Here is a 17,475-nt window from a genome sequence, read left to right on the forward strand (position 1 = left end):
AGGCAGCCATGACAGAGGTCGGAATTCCCCGCGAGGAGCGCATTCGCCGTGCGCTCGACCACCTGCGCAACGACACCACCGACGAATACGAGCACCTCACCTGGTTCGAACCGGGCGAATTCGTCGACCCGGCAACGGCCAAGCTCGAACGTGACCGCGTGTTCGGTCGCGTTCCGACCATCGTTGCGCACGGGTCCGAGATCCCTCGCGCGGGCGACTTCTTCACCCTGCAGATGCCGCGGAACAACGTCATCGTCGTCCGTCAGCGCGACGGCAGTGTCAAGACCCTCGTGAACCAGTGCCGCCACCGCGGGGCCATGGTCGAGAAGGAGGAGAAGGGCCGTTGCCGCCTCTTCTCCTGCCCGTACCACCGCTGGTCGTACGACACCGACGGCACGCTGCGCACGATCACCCGTGACAACACCTTCGGTGAGGCCGACCGGGACCAGCGCAACCTCGTCCAGCTCCCCACCGAGGAACGGCACGGCTTCATCTGGGTCGTGGACGACGCCGACGCCACCATCGACGTCGCGGATTGGCTCGGACCCGAGATGGATGCCATCCTGGCCTCGCAGAACCTCGACAAGCTGGTGAGCACCCGCGTCCAGGTGTTCGAGGAGCCCGTCAACTGGAAGCTGATGCAGGACGCGTTCCTCGACGGCTACCACATCCAGTACGCGCACCCGAACACTGCCGCCAAGCACATCCACACCAACGTGATGTCCTTCGAGGACTTCGGCCACCACTGCCGGTTCATGAACCTGCGCAAGACCATCGACCGGTGGATCGAGGAGGATCCCGGCGACCGCAGCCTGGCCGAGCACACCACCGAGACCCACTTCATCGGGCCCAACAGCACCCTGCTCCGCCAGCCCGACCACTTCCAGCTGCTCACCTTCCGGCCGCATCACAGCGACCCGCAGAACTGCCGCATGGAGATCCGCCTGATCTGCCCGACGGTCGAGGACAGCGGAATGACCGAGGAGCGCTGGAACCGGCTCTGGGACAAGAACGTCGAGATCCTCATCGCCGTCCTCCACAACGAGGACTTCCCGATCCTGCGCGATTCGCAGCGGGCCATGGCCAGCGCCAACGCCGGCAACATGCTCCTCGGCCGGAACGAGGTCGCCAACCAGGTCTTCCGCCGCGAGATCCAGAAACTGGTCAGCGAGAACTGATCCCGAACACGACGGCGGGGCGCCTGCGGGCGCCCCGCCACCAGGAGGCTTTACGTGGAGAGCGATCTCTTCGAACACGACCATGAACTGTTCCGCGATTCGGTTCGGGGTTTCGTCGACAAGCACGTCGTCCCCAATCTGGAGAAGTGGGATGCCGACCGGCTCATCGACCGGGACACCTGGCTCGCCGCCGGCAAGCAGGGCCTGCTCGGACTGAGCGTGCCGGAACAGTACGGCGGCCCCGGCGAGTCGGACTACCGCTTCCGCGTCGTGATCCAGTCCGAGATCGCGCGGGTCGGTGCGTCGGCCCTGCAGTCCGGCTTCTCGACCAACGACGACATCGTCCTCAACTACCTGCTCCGGCACGCCAACGACGAGCAGAAGCAGCGCTGGCTGCCGGGGTTCGTCACCGGTGAGACGATCGGCGCGATCGCGATGAGCGAACCCGCCGCCGGAAGCGACCTCCGCGGCATCACCACCAGCGCGGTGGCCGACGGCGACCACTGGATCCTCAACGGCTCCAAGACGTTCATCACCAGCGGTATCCTCGCGGACCTGGTCATCGTCTTCGCGAAGACCGATCCCCAGGCGGGATCCCGGGGATTCAGCCTCTTCGTCGTCGAAGAGGGCATGCCCGGCTTCACCCGCGGCCGCAAACTCGACAAGGTCGGTCTGCACGCCCAGGACACCGCCGAACTCTTCTTCGAGGACGTGCGCGTTCCGAAGGAGAACCTGCTCGGAGAGCTCGGTCAGGGCTTCGGATATCTGATGCAGAGCCTGCCGCTCGAGCGGCTCGGGATCGGAATCGCCGCGCAGATGTCCGCGGAGGCCGTCATGGGCTGGACGCTCGACTATGTCAAGGAGCGGACCGCGTTCGGCAAGCGCATCGGCGAATTCCAGGGCATGGGTTTCACCCTCGCGGAATTGCAGACGGCAGTGGAGGTTTCCCGCACCTACATCGACCGGTGTGTGCGCGAGTACAACAAGGGCACCCTCACCGCGGTGGATGCGTCGAAGGCGAAGCTGTGGGCCACCGAGCTGCAGGGCCGTGTCATCGACGCCGGCGTCCAGTTCCACGGTGGCTACGGCTACATGATGGAGTACCCGGTTGCCAAGGCGTTCATCGACGCCCGGATCCAGCGCATCTACGGCGGCACCAACGAGATCATGAAGGAAATCATCCATCGTGATCTGATGAAGGCCTGATCCTTTCAGGACCTCCATACGGACACGAGAAAGGGGACCGATCGTGATCGGTCCCCTTTCTCGTGTCCGGTTCAGTAAGCGATGAACAGGATTTCGTCGCGCGAATATTCCATTCCCGGATGCGACTCGGCCAGGTGCGCCTGGGTCTTTTCCACCAGGTCGTCCTCGTCGGCGCCGGTGATCGCGGCGCCACACGGGCAGTTCAGTCTCGTCTTGACTCTCATGCCTATCCACCTCTCATTCGTGGCCCGCGAAGCACGGAGCCTACAACGACGAAGGTCCCCGGAGAAGCTCTCCGGGGACCTTCCGGTTCTTACACTCAGGAAGCAACCGGCGCCAGCGCCGGATCGTCGGCGGGGGGCTGCAGCACCCCGTCACGCACGAGTGAGTCGATCTCCGCCGTGCTCAGGCCGAGCAGCGTCTCGCAGATCTCGCGCGTCTGCTGTCCGGCCGACGGTGCTTGCCGCAGCGGCCACTCCGGCAACGCCGAGAAGTGCGCCACCTGCTTCGCCGTCGGTAGCGAGGCCGGCAACAACTCGTGGGTGAGTTCGGTGTACGCACCGCGGGCGACGAGCTGCGGATTCGTGAGCAATTCCGGCAACCGGACCATCGCCCCGGCGGGGATGCCGGCTGCCTGCAACGCCTCCATCGCCTCGGTCGGCGTGCGCAGCGCCATCCACTGCGCGAGAACCTCGTCGGCCTCGGCACGGTTCTCGATCCTGCGCTCGGCGGTCGCGAAACGCGGGTCGTCGGCCAGCTCGGACCGTCCGAGGACCTCGCACAGCCGGACCCAGTCCTCGTCACCGCGGACGGTGACGGCACACCACTCGTCGTCACCCGCGCACGAGTACACCCCGGACGGCGCCGAGTACGGATCCGAATTGCCCGGTGCGTGAATCGATCCCGGCTCGAGGTACTCCGCGACGAGCTGATTGGCCAACTGCACGATCGCGGTGTCGGCCTGGGCGACCTCGATTGCGGCGCCGCGCCCGGTACGAAGCCGGTTGATCAGCGCGGCGAGGATCGTGGTCGCGGCGACCTGCCCGGCGATGTGATCGGGGTAGACGGTGGAGCCGTCGCACAGCCCGTCGGAGGTGTCCGAGTACCGCCAGAGCGCCGAGACACCGCAGGCGGCCCGCACCAGCGGCCCGTAGCCGAGGCGCTTGTTCCACGGTCCGACGCTGCCGAACGCGCTGCTCTCGGAGACGATGATGCGCGGGTTGATCGCGGCGAGCTCGTCGTACGACAGGCCCATCGCGGCGAGGGTGCCGGGCTTGAAGTTGGCGAGCACGAGGTCCGCCTCGGCGGCGAGCTTCTTGAAGATGCGGATGCCTTCGGGGCTGCGCAAGTTGAGCCCGAGGCTGCGCCGGTTGCGGTGGCCCCACGCCACGGACGCGGCCAGAGCGGCGCCGCGCTTGGACTGGCGCAGGCCGTCCGGGAAGTTCGAGTTCTCGATCTTGATGACATCGGCGCCGTTGTCCGCGAACTGACGCCCGAGTTCCGCGCCGAACACGACGACACCCATGTCGAGAACCCGCAGGCCCTCGAACGGGCGTGTGCCCGGTTCGTGGCGCGGCGCGGGGATAGGGTCACGCGCATCGTCGGTGGCCCCGAAGACGTGTTCGTTGTGTTCACCGGGTTCCGGTGCGCGAGTGCGGATCCCGGCCCGGTCACCGTTGATCTTCGCGTAGCCGGACGGAACCCGTGCGGTCAGGCCGGGCGCGATCTCGGTGTCGACGAAGGTGCCGGACGCGTCGAAGTGCTCGGTCGTCAGCACCTCGGCGACGGTGTTGAGCCCACCGATCGGGATACCGCGGGCAGCGCCTTCGGCGACGAGTTGGTCGCGGGTGTAGGTGCTGAACAGCTGCTCGATGAGGGGGTTGAGGCGATCGGACGCGGCGAACCGGGCGGGGATCGTGTCGTACTTCGGATCCGCGAATTCCTCGGGCTCACCGAGCCATTCGAACATCGCCCGCCACTGACGCTTGGCGAGCAGGCAGATGCGCACCTGACCGTCGCCACACCGGTAGACCGGATAGAAGTTGGCGGCGTCGGGCCGGCCCCGCGGGAAGTCCTCGGAGCGGCCGGCGGCAGCGGACCCCTGCACACCGAAGCCGGGATCGAAGCCGTGCGTGACGACCTCGAACGCCGAGACGTCGACGGTCTGTCCCCGTCCGGTGTGCAGGCGGTCGAAGTAGGCGAGCAGAGCCGACCACGCCGTGTGCACGGCCACCGACTCGTCGATCAGGCCGTTGGGTGGCAGCAGCGGCTCCTCCCCCGGTTCACCGGACCGCGACAGCACGCCGCTGAGCGCGTAGAGAACCTGCTCGGTCGCCGCCCAGTCGCGGTACGGACCGTCCTGCCCGAAACCGGTGATCGACACGGCCACGAGCGCGGGATTGATCCGGCACAGATCCTCGGCGCCGATGCCCCGAGCCGCCAGGAAGCCCGGCGCGAACGAGTCGAGGAGAATGTCCGATCGCCGTGCCAGTGCGCGCAGCCGGTCCCGGTCCTGTTCGTCGTCGAGGTCGAGGACGACACCGAGCTTGTTGGCGTTGCGCAGCGCGAACGGAACACTCACTCCGTTCCGGACCGGCTGCGCCGATCGCCCGGCCGATCCGCCGGGAAGTTCGACCCGGACGACCTCGGCCCCGAGGTCGGCGAGAAACCTGCCTGCGGCGTCGCCGAATCCGTCCGTCAGTTCCAGTACCCGGACACCCTGCAGTGGAAGTGCCATCATGTGCTCCAAAGTGTGTGCTTGCCGCGAGATCCCGCGCGCATCAGCGAGTTCCGAAGTACACCGACTTCGCGTTGAAGTACGGCGCCAGTCCCTCGGGTCCGAGCTCGCGGCCCAGCCCCGACGACTTGACGCCGCCGAACGGCGCCGCGAGATCCAGGGCGTAGTAGTTGACTCCGACGGTGCCGCTGTGGATGCGTGCGGCCAGGTCGAGGCCGTGCTGTTCGTCGGTGGTCCAGACCGTGCCGCCGAGGCCGTATTCCGAGTCGTTGGCGATCGACACCGCTTCGTCCTCGTCGCCGTACGGGGTGATGGTCAGGACCGGGCCGAAGATCTCCTCCTGCGCGATGCGCGCGGAGTTGTCGACATCGGTGAACACGGTCGGCTCGACGAACCAGCCCACGGACTGCGACGCGGGGCGCCCGCCACCGGTGGTGATGCGGTAGCCGTCGGCGCGACCGGCCTCGATGTAGCCGAGCACGCGCTCGCGCTGCGCCGCCGACACCAGCGGCCCGATGTTCGTCGCCTTGTCGAGCGGATCGCCGACGGTCAGCGCCCGCACCGTCTCGGTGACCGCCTCGACCACCTCCGCGTACCGCGAGCGCGGCGCGAGGATCCGGGTGCTCGCGTGGCAGGTCTGGCCGTTGTTCACCAGCGACACCTCGAGCAGGTTCTTCGCGAATACGTCGAGGTCGGCCTGCTCGGTGACGATCGCCGCGGACTTGCCGCCCAGTTCGAGGGTGACCGGGCGCAGCAGCCGGCCGCAGACTTCGCCGATCGCGCGGCCCGCGGCCGTGGACCCGGTGAACGCCACCTTGTCGACGCCGGGGTGCGAGACCAGGTAGGCACCGGCTTCCCGGCCGGCCGGGACGACGCTGAGCACGCCCTCGGGCAGACCGGCCTCCACGGCGGCGTCGGCGAAGGCGAACGCGTCGAGCGCGGTCTCGGGTGCCGGCTTGAGGACCACCGTGCATCCCGCCGCGAGCGCGGGGGCGAGTTTCATCGCCGCCAGCGGCTGCGGGTAGTTCCACGGCGTGATCGCCGCGACCACACCGACGGGTTCGCGGCGCACGACGGTCCGGCCGCCGAACGCGCTCGGCCGCACGTCCTCGTCGGCCGCGTCGCGGATCAGGCCTGCGTAGTACGAGAACATCGCCGCGGGGCCGAAGCCGTTGACTCCGTTCGACAGTGCGATCGGCATGCCGTTCTCGCGGGTCACCAGCCGGGCGGTGTCGCGACCCCGGGCCTTCAGCGCTGCGGCGAACCGGTCGAGCAGGTCGGCACGTTCTGCGTTGGTCAGCGCGGCCCACGGGCCGGTCAGCGCGGCGCGCGCGGACGCGACCGCCTCGTCGATGTCGGCCTCGGATGCCAGGGCCGACGTACCGAGCACCTTCTCGGTGGCCGCCTCGATGACGTCGGTGGTGGCACCGGACTTCGGCGCGACCCACCGGCCGCCGATGAACAGTTCGTTCCTGTCCAGGTCGTTCATGTCGTGCCTTTCGCGGGGGTGACGGTCAGAGCGTGTCTTCGTGGCCGAACAGCACCGAGCTCACGAGCGGCGCCATCGGGCCGCCGATGAACAGCGACGTCTTCGCGTTCGCCACCGGATTGGTCGAGGTGCCGCGGATCTGGCGGACCGCTTCGACCGCGAGGTTCAGGCCGTTGACGAACGAGTCGGCGAGGTTGCCGCCACTGGTGTTGATCGGGAGTTTGCCGCCCGGTGCGGTGAGGTTCTCGACCGTCATGAACGTGCCGGCCGCTTCCCCCGGGGGACACAGGCCGTGATCGATCAGCGCCGCCACTGCGGGGCCGCTGAAGTTCTCGTACACCTGCACGACGTCGACGTCGTCGGGACCCAATCCGGCTCCGGCCCAGAGTCGTTGCGCAACACCGGGTTTTCCGTTGTTGGCGGGACCGAATCCGGCGGACATGTACTGCTCGCCCAGGTCGTTGTCGATCAGCTCGGAGAAGCCACCGGGTGCCCCCTGCGCACCGGCGAGCAGGTACGCCGGATCGGGCCGCAGGGTCTTGGCGCGTTCGGCGGAGACCAGCACCAGCGCGACCGCGCCGTCGCTTTCCCGGGAGCAGTCGAACAGGTGGAACGGTTCGGCGATCAGCCGGGACTTCTCGTAGGTGTCCTCGTCGAGGGGCCTGCCGTAACCCTGCGCGGTCGGGTTGTTCTGCGCGTGCTGGTACGCGGCGAGGACGAGCGCGCGCATCGCGCTGCGCGGCACGCCGCCGTGCTCGAGCATCCGCTGGGTGCGCATGGCGCAGATCTGCGCGGGCGAACCGATGCCGTGGGCCAGGAAGTGACTTCCGTAGTGGTACTTCGCATACCCGAGCCGGCCCGTATCCTCCTGCGACATGGCGCGGTACACCACGACGCACTCGGCCTGGCCGGTGGCGATCGCGGCGGCCGCGTTCGTGATCGCGGCGGCGACACTGCCACCGCCACCGCCCCACATCATGTTCGACCAGCGGAGTTCGTCGATCAGCAGCGCGCCGCCGATGATGGCGCCGTCGTTGGGACCGCCCGCATAGGAGACGAAGCCGTCGATCTCGCGGGGGTTGATGCCCGCGTCGACGCACGCTTCGAGAATGACCTCGAGGATCATCCGCTTCTCGCTGTGGGGTGCCTCGCCGCGACGGTAGTGCTGTTCGGCGACGCCGACGACCGCAGCGGCCCCGCGCACGTTGCCCGCGCTCATCGCTGTTCTCCTTCTTCGGTCGTGCCGGTGCGACGCCAGCGCAGCAACGGCCAGGTCGCGCCCTCGGTGTGCTCGAACACCCCGACGACGGGGTCGCCGATCTCGGGGTTCGTGTCGATGTCGTCGGTGAGGATGCCCAGTACCCGGCGTCCGCCGGCGTGGGGCAGTTCGACGAGCACCGTCACGTAGGGAAGCTTGTCGGCGTATTCGTCCATGTAGGGGTACCAGCTGCGATTCCAGCTGTAGACGGTACCGACGGGTTCCACTGTCTCCCAGCCGATGTCGAAGCCGTGGCAGGTGCCGCAGATGGCCTGCGGGCCCCAGATCCAGGTGCTGCACCCGGTGCAGCGCTGCAGCCGCAGCTCACCTTCGAGGAGGCCTTCCCAGTAGGGCCGGTCGAGCCCGTCGGGAGCGGGCCCCCATGGTTCGGTCGTCGTCATGCGTTCGCGTCCGTTCCTGTCGGAAAGTTCTCGAGTTTCGCGGCCAGCCACCGTCCGTCGCGGAGTTCCCAGATGGAGCGCAGCCCGATCGAGCGGTCGCCCATGTCGTAGACGGTCTCGCCCACCATCAGGTCGCCCTCGGCACGCACGTCCCTGATCTCGAAACCCTGGGCGGCCGCGCGCGGGGCGTCGACGCCGTCGAAGACCTGCGGAATGTTCTCCTGCACCATGTCGGCCAGGGCGGCCTTCATGTTTCCGGCGACGACGTAGCCCACGTGCTGTTCGTACAGGGCGCGGAAGTCTTCGACAGACATTGTGAACTCCTCGCTTTCGTGACACGAGACCGTCGTGTCAGTGGCATTAACCTTATGTCTTTAGATAAAAGCCGTCAACGTCGGGCGAACCGGAACTGCCCGTCCTCCGAGACGACGACCTGCCTGCCTGCGACATCGTCCTCGACGAGACGCGCGAGATCGTCGGCGTCCGTGGTCGCGGCAAGCGTCCGCTCACCACCGGCGGTGCGGGCTGCGAGGAAACCGCGCTCCGGGGCGCCGTCGCGGCCGTACACCACGGTCCACGACTCCGCCGACGCCGTGCCCGCACAGGACAGCAGCGCCTTCGTCGTGGGGAGCGCGTCGACCTCGGCCTGCACATCCAGACGACGGAAGCCGCCGGCCGGCGGTTCGGACCGGTACACGCCCATGGCGTGCTTGGTCAGGTACCCGCTGTTGGCGGTGACCAGGCCGTACGAGCCGGGAGACTCGCGCAGCCGCGCCGCCATCGTCGCGATCGAGTGGCTGACGTAGTTGTTCCACGGTCCGCCGCCGAACGTCAGGCCACCGGTCACGGTGAGGGGCCGACCCGGGTCGTCCAGGGCGAGACCGAGTTCGTTCGCCGCGACCTGCACCGCCGAGGGGAAGCACGAGTACACGTCCACGTGCGCGACGTCGTCGAGCCCGATCCCCGCGAGCTCGAGGGCCCGCGCGCCCGCGATGCGGATCGCCGGGGACCGGTCGAGCGCACCGCGTTCGGCGATCGCATAGGTGTCGTGCGATTCGGTGCCGGACTGCGGAAAGACCCAGCACTCCTGCGGAATTCCGAGCCGGGTGGCGGTCTCCACCGAGCACAGCAGCAGCACCGCGCTCTGATCGACCATGTTGTTCGAGTTCAGCAGCTTCGTGTAGGGCGTGGAGATCATCCGGTTGTCGGGCGACGGGGTCGCGATCTCCGCGGCGGTGTACTCGCGCTGCACCCAGGCGTTCGGGTTCGTCGCCGCGATCTTGCTGAACCGCGACCACAACCCGCCGATGAAGTCCTGGTGCTCCGCGACCGAGCGCCCCGCCGACACGCGCAGCGCCTGCTCGAACAGCGGATAGACGTACGACGGCCGGTCCAGACCGATCCGGCGTTCGCTCTCGTCGGCCATCGGCACGTCGGTGACCATGATTTCGGCGGCCGGCACCGACTCGTCCTGCACCGTCCATTCCGGACGCTGCTTCTGCGCGCGCAACTTCGTTCGGGTGCGCCAGGATTCGGCACCACCGATGAGCACGACGTCGGCACGCCCTGCGGCGATGTCCTCGGCGGCACCGTTGACGAGGACCTGCGGCGTGCTGCCCCCGTTGCCCGAGTAACCGGTGTGCCGGACGGTCGCGCCGATGCGCTCCCCGACGAGCGCACCCGGATCCCGGTAGCGCCAGGACAGCAACCCGACCACACGGACCGAATCGACAAGCTCGAGCAGTCGCGCCGAACCGGCATCGTCGGCCGCCGCGCGCGCGGCACGCACCATCAGATCGACGGGTTCGATGCCACCGTCGCGCTCGTTGACCTGGCCGACGCCGACCAGGATGGGGGTTCTCGGATCCAGACTCACGACTGCACCGCCTCCAGAATGCGCTTACGGTTCTCCGGCTTCGGCCACCCACCGAGGATGAGGGTGGTGAGACACGTCGGCTTCCACTTGGTTTCGATCTCTTCGATGATCTTGTCCGCGGGACCGACGAGCGCGACGTCCTCGACCATCTCGGTGGGCACGGCCTGCGCGGCGAGATCGGCCCGCCCGCTCAGGTACAGCTCCTGGATCTCGGCACAGACCTCACCCCAGCCCATGCGCGCGAACACGTCGTTGTGGAAGTTCGCGCCCTTGGCGCCCATGCCGCCCGCGTACAGGGCGACCGTCGGCTTGAGCCGGGACGCGGCCTTCTCCACATCGTCGTTCTCGACGAGCCAGCACACGTTCGCGACCTCGAAGTCGTCGGCCGTGTGGCGTGCGCCTTCCCGGGCGAACCCCTCGGCGAGTGCCTTGCGGTAGAACTCGTCGCTCTTGGGCGAGAACCACAGCGGTGTCCAGCCGTCGGCGATCTCGGCGGCCAGCGCCACGTTCTTCGGTCCCTCGGCGCCCATGTAGACGGGAATGTCGTTGCGCAGCGGGTGCACGATCGACTTGAGCGGCTTCCCCAGTCCCGTTCCGCCTTGCAGGGGAAGCTGATAGTGCCGTCCCGAGTAGGTCACCGGTTCGTCCCGCGCCCACACCTGGCGCATGATCTCGATGTATTCGCGGGTGCGTTCGAGGGGCCGCGGGTACGGCTGCCCGTACCAGCCTTCGACGACCTGCGGTCCCGAGGCGCCGATACCGATGATCACGCGGCCGCCGCTGAGGTGGTCGAGGGTCTGCGCAGCCATCGCCAGCGCCGTCGGTGTGCGGGCGGACATCTGGCACACCGAGGTGCCCAGCTTGATCGTCGACGTCTGCGCGCCCCACCACGCCAGCGGCGTCAGCGCGTCGGACCCGTACGTTTCTGCGGTCCAGAAGCTGTCGACCCCGAGCGTCTCGGCCTCGGCGAGCATCCGCTCGACGTGCCGCGGCGGGCCCGACCCCCAATAACCTGCGGCGATTCCTACTCTCATGCTGCCTCGCTACTTCTGCTACGTGTGTTCTGGTCGAGCCGGCGTCGGCCGATGGTCAGTGGTTCCGGAACTCGGGGGGACGCTTCTCGAGGAAGGAGACGACGGCCTCCCTGTGGTCCCGGGTCAGCGAGCTGAGGATCTGGGTGCGGTTCTCGAGGTCGATCGCGGCACGCATGCTGGGCACCTCGAGGTTCGACCACATGACCTCCTTGGTCATCCACACCCCGAACGGGCTGTTCTGCGCGATGGCCTCGGCGGTGTCCAACGCGACGTCGAGCAGTGCGTCGGCAGGTTCGACGGACGAGACGAGGCCGATGCGTTCGGCCTCGCCGGCGTCGATCGAACGGCCGGTGAGCATGATCTGCGCGGCCCGGGAGAACCCGATCATGCGGGGCAGCAGCCAGCTCATGCCGATATCGCAATTGGACAGGCCGCGGCGGATGAACGCGGCGTGGAACACCGCGGATTCCGACGCGATACGAATGTCGGCCATCAGTGCGAGCGACATGCCGCCGCCCGCCGCAGCCCCGTTGACCGCGGCGATGACCGGCGGCCGCGCGCTGCGGAAGTCGTCGACGAGACCCGCGATGTGCTTCTGCACGCGCAGTCCGAGTTGCGCACGCCCCTCACCCTCCGTGGTGCCCGACGGCGTTCCGTATCCGCGCAGGTCCAGCCCGGCGCAGAAGGCCCGGCCTTCGCCGGTGAGGACGATCGCGCGGGTGGTCGAATCGTCGCGAACCTCGGCGAGCACCTCGTGCAACGCGTCGATGAGGTCGACGTTCATGGCATTCAGCTCGTCGGGGCGATTCAGCCGGATCACGAGCACACCTGGCCGCGGTCGCTCGGTCAGGATCGGTTTCACATCGGACATATGACTCTCCAAGGGACTGAGTGCTCGACACACGCAGGCTAATGGCTTTAGATTAAAAGCTCAAGGAAACCGCGCACGGACGACGACCGAAGGAGTCCCATGACGAACCTCGACGGCAAGGTAGCCCTGGTGACGGGTGCCGCCAGCGGAATCGGTGCGGCGACTGCGCACACGTTCGCCCAGCGCGGGGCCCGCGTGGTCGTCGCAGACATCGACGACGCACGCGGCGAGGCCGTCGCCTCCGCACTCGGCGACCGCGGCGTCTACCTGCACACCGATGTGCGCAACGAAGCCGAGGTGGAAGCCGCCGTCGCGCTCGCAGTCGACCGGTTCGGCCGGCTCGACTGCATGGTCAACAACGCGGGCCGCGTGGGAGCGTGGACGTTCCTCGAGGACACCACGCTCGAGGAGTGGGAGAACGGATTCGCGGTGCTGGCACGCAGCGTGTTCCTCGGGACCAAACACGCCGCACGGGTCATGCGCGAGCAGGGATCCGGCAGCATCATCAACGTCTCGAGCGTCGCGGGCGTCCGCACCGGGTTCGGTCCGCACCCCTACAGCGCAGCGAAAGCCGCTGTGCTGCAACTGACCCGAACCGCAGCAGTAGAGCTGGCCGAGTTCCGGATCCGCGTCAATGCTCTGGTCCCCGGCGGCGTCGCCACCCGCATCGTCGGCCACGGCGCCGGACTCGAGGACGACGCGCTCGATCGCAGTGTCGAGGCCGTGCGGCGCAGCCTGACGAACTTCCAGCCCATCCCCCGCGCGGGTGAACCCGAGGACCTCGCCCACGCCGCGGCGTTCCTCGCCTCCGACGACGCCGAGTTCGTGACGGGCCAGACCCTCGGGGTCGACGGCGGCCTGACCCTCGGCAAGAAGTGGCCGTCCAACTATCGAGAGGAAGCCCTCGCGGCGTCGTCGCGCGCCGCGACGGTCGGTGGATGACCGGATGACCGCGCGCCGGGTCCACACCTTCTGCCGCATCTGTGAACCGGGTTGCGGTCTCGTCGCCGATGTCGAGGACGATCGGGTCGTCCGGTTACAACCGGACCAGGACCATCCCGTCCACAAGGGCTTCTCCTGCCACAAAGGTGTGCACTATCTCCGGGTGCACGACGATCCGAACCGCCTCGACCGGCCACTCAGACGCACGAATCCACGCAGGACCGAGGCCGGCGACTTCGAACCGGTCGACTGGGACGATGCCGTCGGCGAGATCGCCGCCCGCCTCGAAGACATCCGCCGACGGCACGGACGCAACGCACTGGCGATCTACCAGGGCAACCCGTCGGCGTTCAACGGCACCTACTACGCCAACGCCGCGGCGCTCGCACGCGGATTCGACACCCGGATGCGCTTCAGCGCCGGCACCCAGGACACCTCCGCGAAATACGCTGCGAGCGAGGCGATCTACGGGGCATCGATGGCCCACCCGATCCCGGATCTGCTGCACACCGACTACTTCCTCTGCCTGGGCAGCAATCCTCAGGTCTCGCACATGACGCTGATGCACGTCTCGGACCCGATGGGGAAGATCAAGGCGGTGAAGCACCGGGGTGGGACCGTGCTCTTCGTCAACCCGCGGCGGATCGAGTCGTCGGGACCGGACACCGGCGACGTGCTGTTGATCAAACCGGACACCGATTTCTACTTCCTCGCGGCGATGCTGCACGAGATCGTCTTCCGGATCGGATACGACCGCACCGAGGTGGAGAAGTACGCACGCAACGTCGACGGACTGCTCGAATTCGTGCAGCGCTATCCGGCCGAGCGGGTGGCCGCGGTGACCGGCATCGAAGCCGACTCCATCAGGCAGGTCGCCGACGACTTCTGCGCCGCGCCCACGGCGAGCATCTATATGGCGACCGGCGTGAACCAAGGACGTCAGGGTGCGCTGGCGTACTGGATGCTCAACATGATCAGCTTGTTCTCCGGCAACCTCGGCAGGCGCGGCGGCAACATCTACTCGCGCGGCATGACCGACGTCGTGCAGAACTCGAAGCGCAGGCGCGAGGATCCGTTCTTCTCCAGCAGCCTCGGAGAGACCCGCACCGTCGGCGGGGATCTTCCCGCGGCGCGGCTCGCGGAGTACATCGAGAATCCGGACGATCCCATTCGGGCGTTGATCGTGATCTCCGGCAACCCGCTGTTGTCGGTGGGCGGCGAGCAAGAACTCCGCCGGGCTCTGGCGAGTGTCGAGCTGATCGTCACCATCGACCTGTATCGCACGGTCACCGGGGAGATCTCCGATTTCGTTCTGCCCGCCACCGACTGGCTCGAGCACGAGGACGTCAACTTCCTCAACACGATGGGCGTGGCCTTGGAGCCGTACGTGCAGTACACCCCCGCGGTGGTGCCTCCGAAGGGTGAACGTCGCGACGACTGGTGGATCCTGTCGCGGATCCAGCAGGAGATGGGGGTCACGACCCTGCTCGACGCCCCGGATCCCGATCCTCTCGCCGCGGCCGATGCAGCGATGCGCGATGCCGGTTTGAGCATCGAACTCCTGCAATCGATGCCGTGTCAGACGGCGGTGCTGCCCGAGGCGGTGCCGTCCCACGTGTTCACCATCGCGGTCCAGCACGACGACGGCCTGATCGATTGCTGCCCAACTATTTTCCGGCGCGCCTACCGCACCGCCGAGGACATCCTCGAGGAGCTGCGCGCCGAGAGCGCGGACCAGCTGAAGCTCGTCACCCGCCGCACCCCGTACATGGTGAACAGCTGGCTTCACAACCTTTCGATCTTGAAACAAGGTGTGCACCAGGATAATCCGCTGTGGATGAACCCCAAGGATGCGGAACGGCGCGATCTGGCCGAAGGCGATCACGTCACCGTCCACAACCGGTACGGCTCGATCGACGCCGTGCTGGAATACGACGACGGGCTGCGACCGGGCGTGGTGGCGATGACGCACGGCTGGGGCCAGCGCACCGCTCGCAGCCTCGACGTGGCGCGGCGTCACCCGGGCGTGAACGTGAACAACCTCTCCCCCACCGGAATCGGTGCGTACGACATCCTCAGCAATCAGTCGCACCTCACCGGAATCAACGTCGAGGTCACGCGGAGCGAGAGCAGCGCACCCGATAGACAAATCTAATCACTGTAGCTAATGTGGTCGGCGTCACTTCACGATCGGCCTCTCGCCCACCATCCCCCAACGCGAGGTTTCGCATGACCGAACGTACAACTGTGCCTGCAGACTCCCCTGCAGGCACCCATCCCGGACACTCCCGCGCGGACTCGCGACGCGCGAGCCGCGCCGCATTCGTCGGGACTCTGCTCGAGTACTACGACTTCAGCCTCTACGCCTCAGCAGCGTCGGTGGTCTTCGCCAGCGTGTTCTTCGCCGGCTCGAGCCCCCTCCTGGGAACGCTCCAGGCGGTCGGCACATTCGCCGTCGGATTCCTCGTCCGCCCGTTGGGCGGAGTGATCCTCGGCAGCCTCGGCGACCGCCTCGGTCGCAAGCGCATCCTCGTCTTCACCCTCGTTCTGATGGGTGTCGCCACCCTGCTCGTCGGTCTGCTGCCGAGCTACGCCCAGATCGGCTGGGTCGCACCGGCTCTGCTGGTGTTCCTGCGAATCCTGCAGGGCATCGGCGCCAGCGGTGAGTACGGCGGTGCGGCCCTGGTCGCCGTCGAGTTCTCACCCGAGAAGCAGAAGGGCCTGATGGGCTCGTTGCCCGGTATGGGCGCGGCGCTCGGCGGTGTGCTCGGAACGCTCTCGCTGCTCGTGGTGTCGTCGCTGATGTCCCAGGAAAACTTCCTCGCGTGGGGTTGGCGCATCCCGTTCCTGTGCAGCGTCGTGATCCTCGCCTACGGCCTGTGGCTTCGCCGCAGCCTGCCCGAGACACCCGCCTTCCGTGAGATCGAGGAGAGCGACACAGTCTCGAAACGTCCGCTCCTCGACGTTATCCGGCAGCAGCCGCGCGCCCTGCTGACCGTGCTCGTGATGACCATCGGCCAGACCGGCATCGGCTACTTCTACATCGTGTTCATGGGCACCTTCGGCAAGAACCAACTCGGCTACGGCGGCACCGAAGTCCTCGTCGGTCTCATCGCCGCGCAGCTCACGAACGCCGCTCTGATCCCGATGTTCGGCTCCCTGTCGGACCGGGTCGGGCGAGCGCCTGTGATCATGTTCGGCTTCCTCTACAGCGCCGCGTTCGCCTGGATCGGCATCTCGCTGCTGTCGGGCGTCGGCACTCCCCCGCTGCTGTACTGGGTGGTCATGGCCGCCGGCAACGGCATCGGCGTCGCCGCCATCTTCGGCCCGATGGGCGCATACGTCATCGAGCTGTTCCACACCCAGCACGCATACAGCGGGCTCGGTCTCGGCCGTGAGGCCGGCAATGCGCTGGGTGCGGCGGTCGTCCCGGTCATCGCGGTCGCGCTTGCCTTCGACGACACCACCGTCTGGCTCAGCCTCCTGGTCTGCGTCGTCTCACTGCTCGGCTTCGCGGCCACCTTCCTGTCCCGCAGCCGACGGTCCTCGGTCCGCACCCAGGACGACGCCGAGGCCCCGGTGTCGGTGTAACGCACGGTTCGAGGCGGGGCCCCGGTCGATACGACCGGGGCCTGTCCTCGTTTCGGCGTAGGCTCGCCGGTGCGGCCGGCTCCACGACGACACAAAAGAACTGCGACCCATGCCGATCGAATCGGCATGGGTCGCAGTGTGTTCGAGTTTCAGACGCCTACGGGGCCGCCCCGCCATACCCCGATCTCCTCGCCGGAGACGTCGGCGGCGTTGTCGCTCACCAGGAACGACACGGTCGAGGCGATCGACTCGGGCGGGATCGACGGCCAGTGCTTCGTCAGTGCTTCCACACCCGCTTCGCCGCCCGACGACACGATGTCGGTCGCGACGAACCCGGGCATCACACAGTTGACCGTGATGCCCCGCCGCGCCACCTCCTGGGCCATCGTCTTGGCCATGCCCACGAGACCCGCCTTCGCCGCGGAATAGGCGCTCATGCCGGGCGCGGGGCGACGACCACCCGACGGACTGTTGACGAAAACCACTCGGCCCCAGCCCGCTTCATACATGGCCGGGAGCGCGAAGTGCGTGCAGTAGAACGCCCCGTTGAGATTCACCGAGACGACCTCGTCGAATTCCTCGGGGCTCTGCTTCCGGGCTGCACCGGCCTTGTTCATCCCCGCGTTGTTGACGAGGACGGTCGGTGCACCCAACTGCGCGGTCGCGTCGGCGATGAGCCGTTCGGCGTCGGCAGCCTTGGAGATGTCGGCCTGTATCGCCACGGCCCGTCCGCCGTCCGCGACGATCTTCGCGACGACGTCCTCGGCGTCGCGCGCACTGCGCGAATAGTTGACCGCGACGGCGAATCCGTCGGCGGCGAGGCGTCGCGAGACTGCAGCACCGATACCGCGACCGCCGCCGGTGACGACGGCAACTCTCTGCGAGTCCACTA

Annotated in this window: 15 protein-coding genes; 5 read left to right on the plus strand and 10 right to left on the minus strand. The window is 67.7% G+C overall.

Annotation, left to right across the window (positions count from 1 at the left end; genetic code table 11):
• Positions 1-8 precede the first annotated feature (8 nt).
• Positions 9-1,178, plus strand: a complete 1,170-nt coding sequence (locus M1M07_RS18085) for an aromatic ring-hydroxylating dioxygenase subunit alpha (RefSeq protein WP_248675077.1) — start codon at positions 9-11, stop codon at positions 1,176-1,178.
• Positions 1,179-1,232: 54 nt separating this feature from the next.
• Complete coding sequence (locus M1M07_RS18090) at positions 1,233-2,384, plus strand: acyl-CoA dehydrogenase family protein (RefSeq protein ID WP_197251389.1); 1,152 nt, start codon at positions 1,233-1,235, stop codon at positions 2,382-2,384.
• Between the two features lie 71 nt (positions 2,385-2,455).
• Here M1M07_RS18090 and M1M07_RS18095 read toward each other — a convergent pair whose 3' ends face one another.
• The 9 genes from M1M07_RS18095 to M1M07_RS18135 form a co-directional block, all read right to left on the minus strand.
• Positions 2,456-2,608 (minus strand): DUF1059 domain-containing protein, encoded by a 153-nt coding sequence (locus M1M07_RS18095; protein ID WP_248675078.1) that lies wholly within the window; start codon positions 2,606-2,608, stop codon positions 2,456-2,458.
• A gap of 95 nt (positions 2,609-2,703) precedes the next feature.
• A complete protein-coding gene (locus M1M07_RS18100; RefSeq protein WP_248675079.1) occupies positions 2,704-5,124 on the minus strand; it encodes a CaiB/BaiF CoA-transferase family protein in 2,421 nt (806 codons plus the stop codon).
• Between the two features lie 40 nt (positions 5,125-5,164).
• Positions 5,165-6,610, minus strand: coding sequence for an aldehyde dehydrogenase (locus M1M07_RS18105; RefSeq protein ID WP_248675080.1), 1,446 nt, complete (start codon positions 6,608-6,610; stop codon positions 5,165-5,167).
• Between the two features lie 25 nt (positions 6,611-6,635).
• Positions 6,636-7,829, minus strand: coding sequence for a transporter (locus M1M07_RS18110; RefSeq protein WP_248675081.1), 1,194 nt, complete (start codon positions 7,827-7,829; stop codon positions 6,636-6,638).
• Positions 7,826-8,269 (minus strand): Zn-ribbon domain-containing OB-fold protein, encoded by a 444-nt coding sequence (locus M1M07_RS18115; RefSeq protein WP_248675082.1) that lies wholly within the window; start codon positions 8,267-8,269, stop codon positions 7,826-7,828. The genes M1M07_RS18110 and M1M07_RS18115 overlap by 4 nt, the downstream gene beginning before the upstream one ends.
• Positions 8,266-8,583 (minus strand): hypothetical protein, encoded by a 318-nt coding sequence (locus tag M1M07_RS18120; protein WP_248675083.1) that lies wholly within the window; start codon positions 8,581-8,583, stop codon positions 8,266-8,268. Before M1M07_RS18120 ends, M1M07_RS18115 begins: the two co-directional genes overlap by 4 nt.
• Before the next feature lie 74 nt (positions 8,584-8,657).
• Positions 8,658-10,145 carry an acetyl-CoA acetyltransferase gene (locus tag M1M07_RS18125; RefSeq protein WP_248675084.1) on the minus strand — a complete coding sequence of 496 codons (1,488 nt, stop codon included), beginning with the start codon at positions 10,143-10,145 and terminating at the stop codon, positions 8,658-8,660.
• Positions 10,142-11,179: an LLM class F420-dependent oxidoreductase gene (locus tag M1M07_RS18130; RefSeq protein WP_248675085.1), complete on the minus strand. Its 1,038-nt coding sequence runs from the start codon at positions 11,177-11,179 to the stop codon at positions 10,142-10,144. The genes M1M07_RS18125 and M1M07_RS18130 overlap by 4 nt, the downstream gene beginning before the upstream one ends.
• Before the next feature lie 55 nt (positions 11,180-11,234).
• Positions 11,235-12,050, minus strand: a complete 816-nt coding sequence (locus tag M1M07_RS18135) for an enoyl-CoA hydratase/isomerase family protein (RefSeq protein WP_248675086.1) — start codon at positions 12,048-12,050, stop codon at positions 11,235-11,237.
• A 99-nt stretch (positions 12,051-12,149) separates the two neighbouring features.
• Here M1M07_RS18135 and M1M07_RS18140 point away from each other — a divergent pair, with 99 nt between their 5' ends.
• The 3 genes from M1M07_RS18140 (at position 12,150) to M1M07_RS18150 (ending at position 16,583) form a co-directional block, all read left to right on the plus strand.
• On the plus strand, positions 12,150-12,992 hold the full coding sequence (locus tag M1M07_RS18140) for a glucose 1-dehydrogenase (protein ID WP_248675087.1): 843 nt from the start codon (positions 12,150-12,152) through the stop codon (positions 12,990-12,992).
• Between the two features lie 4 nt (positions 12,993-12,996).
• Complete coding sequence (locus M1M07_RS18145) at positions 12,997-15,147, plus strand: molybdopterin-dependent oxidoreductase (RefSeq protein ID WP_248675088.1); 2,151 nt, start codon at positions 12,997-12,999, stop codon at positions 15,145-15,147.
• Positions 15,148-15,221: 74 nt separating this feature from the next.
• Positions 15,222-16,583 (plus strand): MFS transporter, encoded by a 1,362-nt coding sequence (locus tag M1M07_RS18150; RefSeq protein WP_248675089.1) that lies wholly within the window; start codon positions 15,222-15,224, stop codon positions 16,581-16,583.
• 149 nt (positions 16,584-16,732) lie between these two features.
• Here M1M07_RS18150 and M1M07_RS18155 read toward each other — a convergent pair whose 3' ends face one another.
• A complete protein-coding gene (locus M1M07_RS18155; protein WP_248675090.1) occupies positions 16,733-17,473 on the minus strand; it encodes an SDR family NAD(P)-dependent oxidoreductase in 741 nt (246 codons plus the stop codon).
• Between the last annotated feature and the right edge of the window lie 2 nt (positions 17,474-17,475).

This window comes from Rhodococcus sp. HM1, from assembly GCF_023218075.1.
Classification (GTDB): domain Bacteria; phylum Actinomycetota; class Actinomycetes; order Mycobacteriales; family Mycobacteriaceae; genus Rhodococcus.